At 33.1% G+C, this 15,125-nt stretch carries 11 protein-coding genes; 10 read left to right on the forward strand and 1 reads right to left on the reverse strand.

Features of this window, described 5'->3' with window-relative positions; translation table 11 throughout:
* The first annotated feature begins 20 nt into the window (after nt 1-20).
* The 8 genes from HSX10_RS15780 (at nt 21) to HSX10_RS15815 (ending at nt 10,789) form a co-directional block, all read left to right on the forward strand.
* Nucleotides 21-974 (forward strand): tetratricopeptide repeat protein, encoded by a 954-nt coding sequence (locus HSX10_RS15780; RefSeq protein WP_173589216.1) that lies wholly within the window; start codon nt 21-23, stop codon nt 972-974.
* Between the two features lie 118 nt (nt 975-1,092).
* Complete coding sequence (locus HSX10_RS15785) at nt 1,093-1,767, forward strand: TetR/AcrR family transcriptional regulator (RefSeq protein WP_173589217.1); 675 nt, start codon at nt 1,093-1,095, stop codon at nt 1,765-1,767.
* A gap of 6 nt (nt 1,768-1,773) precedes the next feature.
* The gene (locus HSX10_RS15790) at nt 1,774-3,432 is read left to right on the forward strand and encodes a peptidase domain-containing ABC transporter (protein ID WP_173589218.1); all 1,659 of its coding nucleotides are present in this window, start codon (nt 1,774-1,776) and stop codon (nt 3,430-3,432) included.
* An 11-nt stretch (nt 3,433-3,443) separates the two neighbouring features.
* Nucleotides 3,444-4,793 carry an HlyD family secretion protein gene (locus HSX10_RS15795; protein ID WP_173589219.1) on the forward strand — a complete coding sequence of 450 codons (1,350 nt, stop codon included), beginning with the start codon at nt 3,444-3,446 and terminating at the stop codon, nt 4,791-4,793.
* A gap of 2 nt (nt 4,794-4,795) precedes the next feature.
* A complete protein-coding gene (locus tag HSX10_RS15800) occupies nt 4,796-6,199 on the forward strand; it encodes a TolC family protein (RefSeq protein ID WP_173589220.1) in 1,404 nt (467 codons plus the stop codon).
* A gap of 192 nt (nt 6,200-6,391) precedes the next feature.
* A complete protein-coding gene (locus HSX10_RS15805) occupies nt 6,392-7,750 on the forward strand; it encodes a UDP-N-acetylmuramate--L-alanine ligase (protein WP_173589221.1) in 1,359 nt (452 codons plus the stop codon).
* Nucleotides 7,751-8,135: 385 nt separating this feature from the next.
* Entirely contained in the window at nt 8,136-9,476 is a 1,341-nt protein-coding gene (locus HSX10_RS15810) for a DEAD/DEAH box helicase (protein ID WP_173589222.1), read from the forward strand.
* A 2-nt stretch (nt 9,477-9,478) separates the two neighbouring features.
* Entirely contained in the window at nt 9,479-10,789 is a 1,311-nt protein-coding gene (locus HSX10_RS15815; protein WP_173589223.1) for a DEAD/DEAH box helicase, read from the forward strand.
* A gap of 83 nt (nt 10,790-10,872) precedes the next feature.
* Here the strand turns inward: HSX10_RS15815 and HSX10_RS15820 are convergent, their stop codons facing one another.
* Complete coding sequence (locus HSX10_RS15820; protein WP_173589224.1) at nt 10,873-11,619, reverse strand: arylesterase; 747 nt, start codon at nt 11,617-11,619, stop codon at nt 10,873-10,875.
* A 27-nt stretch (nt 11,620-11,646) separates the two neighbouring features.
* Here HSX10_RS15820 and HSX10_RS15825 point away from each other — a divergent pair, with 27 nt between their 5' ends.
* Both HSX10_RS15825 and HSX10_RS15830 read left to right on the forward strand, forming a co-directional pair.
* The gene (locus HSX10_RS15825; RefSeq protein ID WP_173589225.1) at nt 11,647-12,336 is read left to right on the forward strand and encodes an ABC transporter ATP-binding protein; all 690 of its coding nucleotides are present in this window, start codon (nt 11,647-11,649) and stop codon (nt 12,334-12,336) included.
* A 44-nt stretch (nt 12,337-12,380) separates the two neighbouring features.
* On the forward strand, nt 12,381-14,876 hold the full coding sequence (locus HSX10_RS15830; protein ID WP_173589282.1) for an ABC transporter permease: 2,496 nt from the start codon (nt 12,381-12,383) through the stop codon (nt 14,874-14,876).
* Nucleotides 14,877-15,125: the final 249 nt, after the last annotated feature.

Here is a 15,125-nt window from a genome sequence, read left to right on the forward strand (position 1 = left end):
TGTTTAATAACTATAATTATATGTATCGATTCTTTTGGATTTTATTAGTGTCTTCAATGTGTTTTTCTCAGACATCAAAAGAAAAGGCAGAAACCTTTATTGAAAAAAAAGAGTTTAAAAAAGCACAGAGTGAGTTGCTTTTGTTTTTGAAAACCAATCCTAAAGATATAGATGCTATTGAATTATTGGGAGACGCTTATGGGCATCAGAAAAAATGGGATGATGCCATTTCTCAATATCAATATTTAAGTCAGAACCATCCTAAGAATGCTAATTATCAGTATAAGTACGGAGGTGCTTTAGGGATGAAAGCTTTGAGTATTAGTAAAATTAAAGCACTCGGTATTATCGGAGATGTAAAAGAAGCGTTTTTAAAAGCAGCAGAATTAGATCCAAAACATATTGATGCGCGTTGGGCTTTGGTAGAATTATATGTTTCATTACCAGGAATTATAGGAGGAAGTACATCTAAAGCCTTAGATTATGCAGAGGAATTAGAAAAATTATCTAAAGTAGATGGTTACTTAGCAAAAGGTTATGTTTACGAGTATGATGACGAACCAAAACTTGCTGAAAAATATTATAGATTAGCGATTAAAGTTGGCGGGTCTATAACTTGTTTTGAAAAATTAACGTCCTTCTACGAAGGACAAAATCAACCTGATAAGGCAATTTCTAATTTAGAAGCAGCACAACAAAAGCACCAACGTAATGCAATGCATTATCAAATAGGAAAAGTTTCTGCAGATTACAACATTCAGTTAGATAAAGGAGAAAAATGTTTAAAAGCTTATTTATCTCATCATTCTGCAAAAGATGGGGTGCCAAAAGCGTGGGCTTATTATCGATTAGCTCAAATTTATAAACATAGAGGTCATAAAACGGAAGCTTTAAAATGGATAAATAAAGCAATATCTGGTTTACCAGAAATAGAAGTCTTTAAAAAAGAAAAAACAGTTATTTCTAAACTGTAGTTGATTAGTAACGTATCATTTACTCTTGTTTACCATTTATAAGTCATGATACTAATTTTTTGTTAATTATTTAAAATTAATAGCATTACTATTATATTTGCAATTAAATAATTTAAATATGAAAAGTTTACTTTCAAATATGAAAATATCTGTTCCAGATAAAATATATATTAAAGATCCAGAGTCTTCTAAATTGGGTAAACGAATTATTGAACATAGCATACTTCTCATCGATAAAATAGGGTTTGATAGTTTTACTTTTAAAAAATTAGGTATTGAAATTGGTTCTAATGAAAGTTCTATTTATCGTTATTTTGAAAGTAAACATAAACTCTTAGTTTATCTTACTTCTTGGTATTGGGCTTGGATAGAATACCAAATGGTGTTTACTACATTTAATGTGCAAGAGCCTAAAGAGAAGTTGTTAAAAGCTATAGAAGTTGTTACAAAAACCATTGAACAAGATGATAGTTTTTCTCATATCAATGAAGTTTTACTTAATAAGATTATAATCGATGAATCTTCTAAATCTTATTTAACAAAAGAGGTAGATAACGAAAATAAAGACGGTTATTTTATTGTTTATAAACGTATGATTAAGCGTTTAAGAGATATGATTTTAGAGGTGAATCCGGAATATAAGTTTGCTTCTAGTTTGGCTAGCACTATTGTAGAAGGCGCATTACATCAGCACTTTTTAAAAGACCACTTTACATCCATTACTGATTGTAATGATAATGTATCACCTTATGATTTTTTTAAAGAATTAACGTTTAATGCTATAAAAAAGTAACTATAAATGAAAAAGAAAAATGTTATGTCGCCTTGGGAGCGCTTTGTAGGTCTTGTAAAGCTTGAAAAAAGAGATATTAGGCAAGTAATTTATTATGCTATTTTTTCAGGATTATTAAGCATGACTTTGCCTTTAGGGATCCAGGCTATTATTAATCTATTACAAGGGGCTCAGGTTAGTACGTCTTGGATGGTTTTGGTTATTTTGGTAACCTTGGGAGTTGCTTTTGTTGGTGTTTTGCAGTTAATGCAGTTAAGAATTATTGAAACAATTCAGCAGAGAATTTTTATGCGCGCTTCCTTTGAGTTTACGTATCGTTTTCCAAAAATGAAAATGAGTGAATTAAGAAGTCATTATCCACCAGAATTAGCCAATCGTTTTTTCGATATTTTGAATATTCAAAAAGGTTTATCTAAAATTTTAGTTGATATTCCAGCTGCTATTTTACAAATTATTTTCGCCTTAATATTATTGTCTTTTTATCACCCTTTCTTTATTGCATTCGGTATTTTATTATTAGTCTTAATATATACGGTATTCAAATTTACTGCACAATCAGGTATGGATACCAGTTTGGTAGAATCTAAATTTAAATATAAGGTTGCACATTGGATTCAAGAAGTCGCAAGAGCTGTTGTTAGTTTTAAACTCTCTGGTCAAACGTCATTAGCGATTGATAAAAATGATGATTTAGTTCATGATTATTTAGAGTCTAGAGAAAAGCATTTTAAGATTTTAGTCATTCAATTTATACAAATGATAGGCTTTAAAGTTTTAGTAACTGCAGGTTTATTGTCAATTGGTGGCTTATTGGTTTTAAATCAAGAAATGAATATAGGGCAATTTGTGGCAGCTGAAATCATCATTCTATTAGTAATTACCTCTGTAGAGAAATTAATTCTTAGCCTAGAGTCTTTTTATGATGTCTTAACCTCATTAGAAAAAATGGGACAAGTAGTTGATAAAAAATTGGAAAACCAAGAAGGTGATAAACCACTTTTTAATGGCGACTTTACTGTTGAATTAGATAATGTTTCTTACGGAGTTCCTAACAGAGAATTACATATTTTAAAGAAGATCTCTTTAAAAATAACGACTAATTGTAAGTTACTAATAACCGGTGAGAGTGGTTCGGGTAAATCTAGTTTATTACGTTTAATAGGAGGGGTAGTTGAACCCACAAAAGGGCGTGTTTTTATAAATGATTATGATGTAAAAAACATTAATATCAATCATTATAGATCACATGTCGGCTTATCGCTTTCAGATGAAACACCTTTTGAAGCAACCATTAGGGAAAATATCACCTTCGGAAATAAAAATATTTCAGAAGAACAATTATTATGGGCTATAGATAAAGTAGAATTGAATCAATTTGTAAAAGAAAGTCCAAAAGGATTAAACACCATATTAAACCCAGAAGGAAAACAAACATCATTTACAATTACCAAAAAAATAGCTTTAGCACGAGCCATTGTAAATAAGCCTAGGTTATTAATTTTAGAAGACCCTTTAGAGTATTTTGAGGCTGATGAATCAGATAGAATAGTAGATTTTTTAACCGATACGGCAAATCCTTGGGCTTTAGTAGTCGTGAGTAAAACCGATAATTGGAAGAAAAATTGTACTCAAGTAATTACGCTTAAAAAAGGAGAAATAATTTAAAAGAATTTGCAATGTTAAACATATCTCATAACCAACTTAACAAGTCTGTAGATTTAAAAAAATTTAAATCAGGACAGCGTATTTTCAACGGTAGATATTATAAATATTTTAATCGTTTTTTATTAGGTGCTGCAATTGCAATTGCTTTCATTTTGTTTTTGCCGTGGACTCAAAATATATCTGGTAACGGAAATGTTACCACATTAAGCTTAGACCAAAGGCCGCAAACTATTCAGTCCCCAATTCCTGGTAGAATAGAAAAATGGTTTGTTTCGGAAGGTAACTTTGTGGCTAAAGGCGATACTATTATGGAGATTTCGGAAATAAAAAGTGAATATTTTGATCCGGATTTAGTAAAAAGAACAGGAGAACAACGTAGCTCTAAAGCACAATCTGTTGGTTCTTACCAAGAAAAAGTAAAAGCTTTAGATCGCCAAATTGCAGCTTTATCTAGAGACAGAGGTTTAAAATTAGAGCAATCAAAAAATAAGCTATTACAATCTAAACTTAAAGTAAAAAGCGATAGTATCGATTTTGAAGCTGCTAAAACAAATATTGCCATCGCACAGTCTAAATATGAAAGAACAGCGACTTTACAAGAGGAAGGCTTTAAGGCCACAAAGGATGTTGAGGATGCAAGATTAAAACTTCAAGAAACAGAGGCTAAGTTAATTTCACAAGAAAACAAATTATTGGCTAGTAGAAATGAAATTATTAATGCTCAGGTTGAAATTTCTAGAGTAAATGCCATGTATGCTGATAAAATTTCTAAAGCACAAAGTGATAAGTATACAGCACAATCTAGCCAGTTTGATACTGAAGCGCAAGTTTCAAAATTAGATAATGCGTATTCAAATTACCAAATGCGTAGCGATCTTCGGTATGTTAGAGCGCCTTATGATGGTTATATAAATAAAGCGATAAGAGGAGGGGTTGGACAAACCTTTAAAGAAGGAGAAGATTTAGTTGGAGTAATGCCTGCTAATGTAGATTTAGCGGTAGAAACTTATGTAGCACCAATTGATTTACCTTTAATTAATATAGGCGAAAAAGTACGTGTACAATTTGATGGTTGGCCAGCAATGATTTTTAGCGGTTGGCCAGATATATCTTATGGAACTTATGGTGCAAAAGTAGTTGCTGTAGAAAATTTTATCAGTCCCAATGGTAAATTTAGAGTGCTTCTAGCACCAGATAAAGAAACGCAAGCTTGGCCAGATGCTATTAGAGCAGGTTCAGGAGCATATACTATGGCGTTGTTAGAAGATGTGCCTATTTGGTACGAATTATGGAGACAACTTAACGGATTTCCACCTAATTATTATCAACCAAAAGCATCTGCTAATACTAAAACGAAGTAAAAATGAAATATGTATTAACACTACTTCTCGTTGGTTATACGTCTTTAGGGTTTTCACAATCTAATGAGGTTTCTAAAGTGCTTCGTTTTGATGAATATCTAGGCTTCGTAAAAAAGTTTCATCCTATAGTTAAACAGGCCGAATTAGTCATTGATGAAAGTCAGGCGAAATTAATGAAGTCTCGTGGTGCTTTTGACCCCAAAATTGAAGTCGATTACAGTCAGAAGAAATTCAAAAACACAGATTATTACGATAAGCTTAACGGAACATTTAAAATACCAACATGGTTTGGAGTAGAAGTAAAGGCCGCTTTTGATGATAACTCGGGGTATTATTTAAATCCGGAATCTACCGTGCCAGATAACGGTTTGTATAGTGCAGGTGTTTCCGTTCCTCTAGGTCAAGGGTTGTGGATAAATAATAGAATGGCAGCTTTAAAACAGGCTAAACTGTATAGAGAGCAAGCAAAACTAGATAGAGATATTTATGTGAATACAATATTGTACGATGCTGCTTTGGTTTATTTTAAATGGTTGCAAGCCTATAACGAACTTAAATTATTCGAAAATATTTTAGTGAATGCAGAGTTGCGTTACACAGGGATAGCTAAAGGAGTTGAGGTCGGTGAAAATGCTGAAATTGAGGCTACCGAAGCAAGAATAGCAGTTAATGATAGAAAATTAAGTTTAGAGCAATCTAAAGTAAAATTGATGAAAGCAGCTTTAGAGTTGTCTAATTATTTATGGTTAGAGCATAATGTGCCGGTAGAATTACAACCCGATATGATTCCGGATGTTAATTCAGAATCTATAATAGATTCTACTTTTGATATTAATCAACTAAGAGAACAAGACACCGTTTTAGAAGAACACCCTAAAATGTTATCTCTAAATTATAAACTAGAAAGCTTAGATGTAGAACGAAAATTAAAGGCTAATAAATTATTACCAAAGATAAAAGCAGAGTACAATTTCTTGAGCGAAAAACCAGAAGAAACCCAAACGTTTAATACCGCAGATTATAAAGGAGGGTTAACGCTTAGCTTTCCTGTTTTTTTAAGAAAAGAACGCGGCGATTTAAAACTCGCAAAATTAAAACAACAAGATGTTGAATTTGAAATTGATGCTACACGTGTTAATCTTCAAAATAAAATTTCAGCTTTAAAACAAGAGCTAGAATCTTACACGGTTCAGAATGAAATTACCATAGAAATGGTTTCCGATTATGAGCGTATGTTACAGGCAGAAGAACGCAAGTTTCAATTGGGAGAAAGTTCTCTGTTTTTGGTTAATTCTAGAGAGTCTAAATTAATAGACGGTCAATTGAAAGCCATCGCTATTCAGAATAAATTTTTTAATACAAAAGCAAAACTATTTAATAGCCTAGCGGTTAATCCTGAATTGTAAAAAGGAATTCAAATGTTCTTTTTTTTTAATTATTGAGACTTTAATTATATTAGAGAAGTGTAGAATATTTATATAATCAACGCTATTCAAATCAACTATAAATTTCATTTGTTTTAGCTTAGAGGTATCCCTTTTAGTTCTTCACATTTTAAAAAACTTGTAGTATTTTTACGGTATATATTTTAGGATACAATGAACGTACATTTTATAGCAATTGGTGGTGCTGCAATGCACAATTTAGCCCTAGCACTTCACAATAAAGGTTATATCGTAACAGGAAGTGACGATACCATTTTTGAACCTTCAAAATCAAGATTAAACGTTAAAGGTTTATTGCCTGAAGCTTTTGGGTGGTATCCTGAAAAAATTACATCATCTTTAGATGCTATTGTTTTAGGGATGCATGCTAAAGCAGATAATCCAGAACTTTTAAAAGCACAAGAACTTGGCTTAAAAATCTATAGTTATCCTGAGTTTTTATATGAACAAGCCAAAAATAAAACACGAGTAGTTATTGGTGGAAGTCATGGAAAGACAACGATTACATCTATGATTTTACACGTTATGCATTATCACGATCGTGATGTAGATTATATGGTGGGCGCACAACTTGAAGGTTTTGACGTTATGGTGAAACTTACCGACGACAATGATTTTATGATTTTAGAAGGCGATGAGTATTTAAGTTCTCCGATTGATATGCGTCCAAAATTTCATTTATATAAGCCGAATATAGCTTTGTTAAGCGGAATTGCTTGGGATCATATTAATGTGTTTCCAACGTATGAAAACTACGTAGAGCAATTCAAAATATTTGTAGATTCTATTGTTAGAGGAGGAAGTATTAATTACAATGAAGAAGATGCTGAGGTGAAGCGCATAGTAGAAGCTTCTGAAAATCAGATCAGAAAAATACCTTATACAACACCAGAATATACGGTTGAAGATGGAGAGACTTTATTAGAAACTCCTGAAGGACCAATGCCTATTGAAGTCTTTGGGGCGCATAACTTAAATAATTTAGCAGGAGCCAAATGGATTTGCCAACACATGGGGATCGATGAAGATGATTTCTACGAAGCTATATCTACATTTAAAGGCGCAAGCAAGCGTTTAGAGAAAATTGCCGAATCTAAAACAAGCATTGCTTATAAGGATTTTGCCCATTCGCCAAGTAAAGTAGAAGCGACTACAAAAGCTGTAAAAGAGCAATACAGTAACAGAACTTTAGTAGCGTGTTTAGAATTACATACTTACAGTAGTCTTAATGCTGAATTTTTAAAAGAATATAAAGGCGCTTTAGATGCCGCAGATGTTGCCGTTGTTTTTTACTCTCCACATGCTGTCGAAATTAAAAAACTAGAAGAAGTTTCTAAAGAACAAATTGCGAATGCTTTTCAACGCGATGATTTAATTATTTGTACCAATCCAGAAGAATTTAAGGACTTTTTGTTTTCTCAAAACTTTAATAACAAATCGTTATTGTTAATGAGCTCAGGTAATTATGGTGGTTTAGATTTCGATGAGGTAAAAGCACTTATTACAGATTAGTATATTTCATTTTATTTGAATTAATCTGAAGGTAAGAAGCCTCTTATGATTATAAAGTAAAGCTTGTTTTTTATAAAGAAACAAGCTTTACTTTTTTTATTGATTAGATTTTCTGTTAGCGCTGACGTATTAAATGGTTATTTCTTTTATTTAGACTCTTGCTTTTTTAGGTACGGACTGGGTACGGAGTATCTATGGAGTATATACGCTATACCTATTATTTGTGAATGGTTTTGAAATAGGAGGTATTTATTATGGATTTCTACTTTTACAGAAATGACAACGTTTAAACTTTTATTCTTTATGAGATTTCTCATGTTTCGGAATGATAATTTTTTTTCCATTACCAAAAACGGTATTCTTACCTTTGCAAAAATTATATTTTATGTCTAAGCACTTTTCCGATTTAGGAATCAACGCAGAACTTATACAAAGTTTAGCGGAATTAAAGATTTCTGTTCCAACAGATATTCAAGAAAAAGCCATTCCTGTTATCCTTAATAGAAAGGATGATGTTGTAGCAATTGCAAAAACAGGAACAGGGAAAACTGCTGCTTTCGGTTTGCCATTATTACAATTAATTGATGTTGAAGATACCAATATTCAAGCTGTAATTTTAGCACCAACAAGAGAATTAGGACAACAAATTCATGCTAATTTAGTAGACTTTTCAAAGCATAGTTCAGCAATTTCTATAGCGGCGACCTTTGGAGGGATTCCTATAAAGCCACAAATAGAACGATTAACAGAAAAGACGCATATTATTGTAGCAACACCAGGTCGTTTGGTAGATTTAATAAGTCGTGGAGCTGTAAATATTAAAACGCTTAAATATCTTGTTTTAGATGAAGCAGATGAAATGGTAAGCGCTTTAAAAACGGATTTAGATATTATCATTAAAGCGATTCCTAAAGCGAGACGTACGTTTTTGTTTACGGCAACACTTTCTGGTGCCATTAAGCAATTGGTACAGAATTACATGTCTAAGCATGTGGTTCAGGTTGAAGCAGACATGGAAACTTTAGGGCATCAAGGCATAGATCATCAATTTGTTGTTGTAGAACCTATAGAAAAGCTAGAAATTTTAATGCATTTCTTAAATTCTAAAGCAGGGCAACGCGGTATTATTTTCTGTAAAACTAAAGCTGCTGTAAATAAGTTAGCTAAAAATTTAGCTATAAATAAGTTTTCTTCAGGAGCACTTCATGGAAGTTTGTCTCAAGGTATTAGAGATCGTATTATGGGACAATTTAGAGAAGGCCACATTTCAATATTAGTTGCTACAGATTTAGCAGCTCGTGGTATTGATGTAAAAGATATTTCTTATGTGGTTAATTATCATTTACCAGATACTTATGAAGCGTATGTGCACAGAAGTGGACGTACTGCAAGAGCAGGAGCAAAAGGTTTGTCTTTAACGGTTTTACAGGAAGAAGAAGTTATTGATATTGATGGTTTTGAAGATGAATTAGGAATCACTTTTAAAGAAATTAAAAAAGCAAATGCTCAGAGTATTGAAGATAATAATACCTTATTATGGGCGAAAAAAATATTTAAAACAAAACCGAATCGTGAGGTTTCTGAAGGTTTAAAATCTGAAATAAAAACTATATTTCATCATTTAACGAAGGAAGAATTAGTCGATAAAATTCTTGCAAATTATTTGTTACAAACGCAAAGCAAGGTCGAAAAACCAGAAGCTTCAAAACCAAAGAAAAAGAAGTAATTATGGCAGAACCCGTAAAGAATCAAGCTGAAATATTAGAAAAATTAAACATTTCAGCTTTAAACCCTATGCAAGAAGAAGCCTTGCAAATCATTCCTAATACAGCAAATACCATATTGCTTTCACCAACAGGAACAGGAAAAACCTTAGCATTTGCTTTGCCGTTGATTCAAAGTTTAGATCCTGATTGTGAAAATATTCAGGCTTTAATTTTAGTGCCTTCAAGAGAATTAGCCATTCAGATAGAGCAAGTGATTCGTTCTATGGGGTCTGGTTATAAAGTCAATGCGGTTTATGGTGGTAGAGCGATGTCTAAAGATAAGATTGAATTAAAACATGCACCAGCTATTTTAGTAGGAACACCAGGGCGTGTTGATGATCATTTCTCAAACGAGCGTTTTATTAAAGAAGATATTAAAACATTGGTTTTAGATGAATTTGATAAATCATTAGAAGTCGGTTTTGAATATGAAATGCGTGGCATTATTAAAGATTTAACAGCTTTAAATAAACGTGTTTTAACTTCGGCGACACAAGGTGTTGAAATTCCTGATTTTGTAGGTTTGAAGAATCCGACTGTGATTGATTATTTACATACTAAGGTATCTAAACTCGCTATTAAATTGGTGATTTCGCCAGATAAAAGTAAACTAACTACTTTATTAGAATTGCTGAAGCATTTAGGGAGTCAGCAAGGTATTATTTTCTGTAATTTAAAGGATAGTATTCAAACTGTGAGCGACTTTCTAAATAAACATCGCATTACGCATGGTTGTTTTAATGGCGGCATGGAGCAGAAGGATAGAGAGCGTGCTTTAATTAAATTTAGAAATGGAACTTATCAATTACTTATTGCTACGGATTTAGCCGCAAGAGGAATTGATGTACCAGAAATGGAATTCATTATACATTATGAATTACCATTACATAAAGAAGAGTTTATTCATAGAAACGGTCGTACAGCTCGTGTTTCTGCAAAAGGAACGGCTTATGTTTTAAAGTGGAAAGATCAGTTGTTACCTGAGTTTATAGACGCTACAGATGTTGCAGATATTTCTAATCAATCTACAATAAAACCAACCTATTGGGAAACCCTCTTTATTTCTGGAGGTCGAAAGGATAAAATCTCTAAAGGAGATATTGCAGGTTTATTTTTTAAACAAGGTAAGCTTAAGAAAGATCAATTAGGAATTATTGAATTAAAACAAGATTGTGCCTTTGTCTCTGTGCCAGCAAGCCTTGCGGAAGGTTTAGTTTCAGAATTGAATAATTCACGATTAAAGAAAAAGAAAGTTCGTGTTTATGTGGTTTAATAATTCGCCTATCTCTTAATAAAAAAAGACCTCACTACTTTTAAAGTTGGTGAGGTCTTTTTATTTAGGCTTACTTAGAATAACTATTTTTCAAGTAAAGGTTCTAAGGTTTTCCAAACGGTGTTTGCAACCAATTTATGACCTTCAACTGTAGGGTGAATGCCATCTTTCTGATTTAACTCAGCAATACCACCAACGTCTTCTAAAATAAAAGGAATTAATTCTATTTCATTCTTTTCTGCAACATTCATAAAGATTTGTTTAAAATCTCTAGTATATTCTTGTCCCATGTTTGGCGGTAATTGCATGCCTGCAAGAACAATTTTAGTTTTCGGGCTTTTTGCTTTTACAGCATCTATAATAGCTTGAAGATTCATAGTGGTTTCTACAAGATTAACACCTCGTAAGCCATCATTAGCACCTAGTTCTAAAATAAAAATATCAACTTTTTGATTTAGAATCCAATCGATTCGTCCTCTACCACCTGCCGTTGTTTCTCCACTTACTCCAGAATTTACAACCGTATAATCTAAACCTAAAGAGTCTATTTTTTGTTGAATCACACCAGGGAAAGCATCAGTAACATCATCTAAGCCATAACCTGCTGTAATACTATCACCAAAACATAAAATAGTTTTAGTACTTGCATCTGTAGCTTCTGTTTGTTCGGTCTCTTTTTCGGACTTAGCTTCATTTATTTTCTTTTCAGTGTTATTTTCTCCACAAGAAACGACTAAGAACAGAATTATAAAATAACAAAACTTTATGAATTTCTGAGCTACTGAGGTTAGTAGATTTAAATGCAATTGAGTATTTTGAGCCTTGGACATAAAGTGTCTTATTTAATTAAAATTAGTATGCCAAATATATTAAAGATAACTGGTCTAGAAAAGACTTATTCTAGCGGTAACAAACAATTAACGGTCTTACATGATATTTCTTTTGCAGTAGAAAAAGGTCAGACATTTTCTATTGTAGGGCCATCAGGAAGTGGTAAAACGACTTTATTAGGCTTATGTGCTGGTTTAGACCAACCAAATTCTGGTACTGTAGAGCTTTGCGGACAAGATTTAAATGCGCTTAATGAGGATGAACGTGCGCAATTAAGAAATAAAGATGTCGGATTTATATTTCAGAATTTTCAACTCTTACCAACACTAACGGCGTTAGAAAATGTGAGTGTGCCTTTAGAATTACAAGGCGATAAAGCTGCTGTTAAAAAGAGCACAGAATTACTAGAGAAAGTAGGGTTAGGAAAGCGTATTCATCATTATCCGTCACAACTTTCTGGAGGAGAGCAACAACGTGTGGCTTTAGCAAGAGCTTTTGCAAATGCCCCTTCTATTTTATTTGCTGATGAACCTACAGGAAATTTAGATGAAGAAACCGGTGAAAAAGTGATTCAATTACTCTTTGAACTCAACAAAGAAGCAGGAACCACTTTAGTCATTATCACTCACGATTTAGATTTAGCGAACAGAACTCAGCAAATCTTAAGACTAAAAGGAGGACATATCTTAACTAATGAACGTACGGAAGTACTGTAAATATTTTACAATACATGAATAAAAATACAACCTGGCTATTTAAAATGGCTTGGAGAGATGCTAAGGCGAGTCGTGTGCGATTGTTGCTTTTTATGGCTTCAATTATATTAGGGATTTCGGCAGTCGTATCAATTCAGCTTTTTAGTAGCAATCTTAAAGACAATATAAAATTGCAATCTAAAGCCTTAATGGGTGCAGATTTTACGCTAGATAGTAGGCAAGCACCGACAGCGCTTGAACAACAAATTATTGATTCATTACAACCCGATGCTAAGGAAATTAACTTTGTGTCAATGGTTGCTTTTCCTAAGAACGGAGGCACTAAACTAGTTAAAGTAAGAGGACTAGAAGGTGATTTTCCTTTTTACGGCACTATTGATACAGAACCAGCTACTGCATCAAAAAGTTATCAAGAGTTAGGTGGTGCGTTGGTTGATGCTACTTTAATGCTTCAATTTGATGTAAAACCAGGAGATTCTATAAAAGTTGGGAATTTAACATTACCTATTTCTGGTGCCTTAAAAGCCATACCAGGAAGTACGGCAATTTCAACCTCAGTAGCACCACCGATTATTATTCCTTTTGCATCGATTGAGGCTACAGGATTGCTTCAATTTGGAAGTCGAAAAGAATATCAGTTTTTCTATAAAAGATCAGATACATTAGATATTGATAAATTTGCAAGAGCTATGCGTCCTTTACTAGAGGCTGTAGATTTAAATCTTGATACCCATACAAGTACGAGTAGACGTTTAGGTAAACGTTATGAGAATGTTGGGAACTTCCTGAATCTTGCTGCGTTTATCGCCTTGTTATTAGGTTGTATTGGTATTGCTAGCTCTGTGCACATTTATATAAAAGAGAAGCTAAGAGCCATCGCTGTACTGAAATGTATGGGCGCATCGCGTTTACAAAGTTTCCTTATATTCCTTATTCAAATTGCAGGTATTGGTGTTATTGGTGGGTTAATTGGCTCATTGATAGGTATAGGCGTTCAGACTTTGTTTCCTTATTTACTGCAAGATTTTTTACCTTTTTCTGTTGAAATATCGATTTCTGTTCAACCTTTAATTATAGGTGTATTTCTAGGGCTGTTTATGTCTGTATTGTTCGCTTTACTACCATTGCTTAGAACTTGGTATGTATCGCCTTTAGAAGTGTTGCGTGTCGATGAAAAAGCTTCACAAGAACCCTTAAAAGTAAGGTTGTTTGTGTATGGTGCAATATTGGTTTTTCTGTTTTTATTCTCGTTTTGGTTACTTAATAATGCCGTCTATGCTTTAGCATTTGTAGTTGCAACCCTTATTACTTTTGCTGTATTAGCAGGTGTGGCTACGCTGAGTATAAAAGGCGTTAGACGTTATTTTCCATTGCGTTGGAGTTTTACAGCACGTCAGAGTTTATTAAACTTATTTAGACCTAACAACCAAACGGTAGTTTTAGTTGTGGCCATTGGTTTGGGGACTTTTTTAATCAGTACGCTTTATTTTACAAAAGATATTCTTTTAGCCAAAACAGATATTGAACAGAGTTCTGGTGATGCTAATTTAATTTTATTAGATGTGCAAACCGAACAACGTGAAGCTGTAGAGCAACGTATTAAAGCCAATGATTTACCAGTGATGTCTGCCATACCAATTGTAACGATGCGTATGCATAGTATTAATGGGGATTTGATAAATGATTTACGTCAAGACTCTACAACGCAGGTAAGACGTTGGGTTTTTAGTCATGAATTTAGAGCCACGTACCGAGACTCGTTGATAGATTCTGAAACCTTAATGGAAGGTACTTGGACGCCAAGATTGGCAGCGGGTGATCCTATAGAAATTTCGATTTCAGATAATTTAGTAGAAAGCACGAAGCTTAAAGTAGGAGATGCCGTTGTGTTTAATATTCAAGGTGTTTTAATGGAAACGAGTGTAGGAAGTATAAGAGCTGTAGATTGGGGGCAACTACATCCTAATTTTACAGTATTATTTCCGGCAGGCGTATTGGAAGATGCCCCACAGTTTAATGTGATTATGACTTCAGTTCCTGATGAATTTCGCTCAGCTAAACTTCAAAGAGAATTGATTTCTGAGTTTCCTAATTTAACGGTTTTAGATTTGCGTCAAGTCTTTAATATTGTTGAAGATATTTTAGATAAAGTCTCTTGGGTGATTAATTTTATGGCATTCTTTAGTATTGTTACAGGAATTATAGTGCTTATTGGCTCTGTAAGAACAAGTAAATATCAGCGCATAAAAGAAAGTGTTTTGCTAAGAACTCTTGGAGCTAAGAATGCTCAGATTTTAAAAATAACAGCATTAGAATATCTATTTTTAGGATTATTAGGGAGTTTAGTTGGTATTCTGCTCGCCTTATTGAGTAGTCTTTGTTTGGCGCTTTTATTATTTAATGAACCGTTTGTACCTTCAATGATTCCGTTTTTGGTGTTTTTGCCTGGAATTACGTTCTTAGTTTTAATTATAGGTCTAAGTAATATTAGAACGGTATTAAAAAGCTCTCCATTAGCTGTATTACGTAAAGAAGGGTAGGCGTTTGTGTTTTAATACTTAAACTGCTTAAATTATAATGGATTAATACCGTTAGAATTATAAATGGCTGACCCGAGGCATACCCGACGTACACCCGAGGCATACCCGACGCATACCCGGGGGAGAGCTCTGATTTTTAATAGTTATTAAAATAGGTAAAAAAGGTGATTGAATATATTTGGATATGATTATATATTCTTTGTATTTGAAACTGTTTGTGGTTGTGAATTTAGGTTTAAGTTAATTTTA

The sequence above is a fragment of the Winogradskyella undariae genome (genome assembly GCF_013285155.1).
Lineage (GTDB): Bacteria > Bacteroidota > Bacteroidia > Flavobacteriales > Flavobacteriaceae > Winogradskyella > Winogradskyella undariae.

What these genes read in the sequence shown, in the direction of transcription:
- HSX10_RS15780 (WP_173589216.1), top strand. Translation starts at nt 21, where the DNA reads ATGTATCGATTCTTTTGGATTTTATTAGTGTCTTCAATGTGTTTTTCT.
- HSX10_RS15785 (WP_173589217.1), top strand. Translation starts at nt 1,093, where the DNA reads ATGAAAAGTTTACTTTCAAATATGAAAATATCTGTTCCAGATAAAATA.
- HSX10_RS15790 (WP_173589218.1), top strand. Translation starts at nt 1,774, where the DNA reads ATGAAAAAGAAAAATGTTATGTCGCCTTGGGAGCGCTTTGTAGGTCTT.
- HSX10_RS15795 (WP_173589219.1), top strand. Translation starts at nt 3,444, where the DNA reads ATGTTAAACATATCTCATAACCAACTTAACAAGTCTGTAGATTTAAAA.
- HSX10_RS15800 (WP_173589220.1), top strand. Translation starts at nt 4,796, where the DNA reads ATGAAATATGTATTAACACTACTTCTCGTTGGTTATACGTCTTTAGGG.
- HSX10_RS15805 (WP_173589221.1), top strand. Translation starts at nt 6,392, where the DNA reads ATGAACGTACATTTTATAGCAATTGGTGGTGCTGCAATGCACAATTTA.
- HSX10_RS15810 (WP_173589222.1), top strand. Translation starts at nt 8,136, where the DNA reads ATGTCTAAGCACTTTTCCGATTTAGGAATCAACGCAGAACTTATACAA.
- HSX10_RS15815 (WP_173589223.1), top strand. Translation starts at nt 9,479, where the DNA reads ATGGCAGAACCCGTAAAGAATCAAGCTGAAATATTAGAAAAATTAAAC.
- HSX10_RS15820 (WP_173589224.1), bottom strand. Translation starts at nt 11,619, where the DNA reads ATGTCCAAGGCTCAAAATACTCAATTGCATTTAAATCTACTAACCTCA.
- HSX10_RS15825 (WP_173589225.1), top strand. Translation starts at nt 11,647, where the DNA reads ATGCCAAATATATTAAAGATAACTGGTCTAGAAAAGACTTATTCTAGC.
- HSX10_RS15830 (WP_173589282.1), top strand. Translation starts at nt 12,381, where the DNA reads ATGGCTTGGAGAGATGCTAAGGCGAGTCGTGTGCGATTGTTGCTTTTT.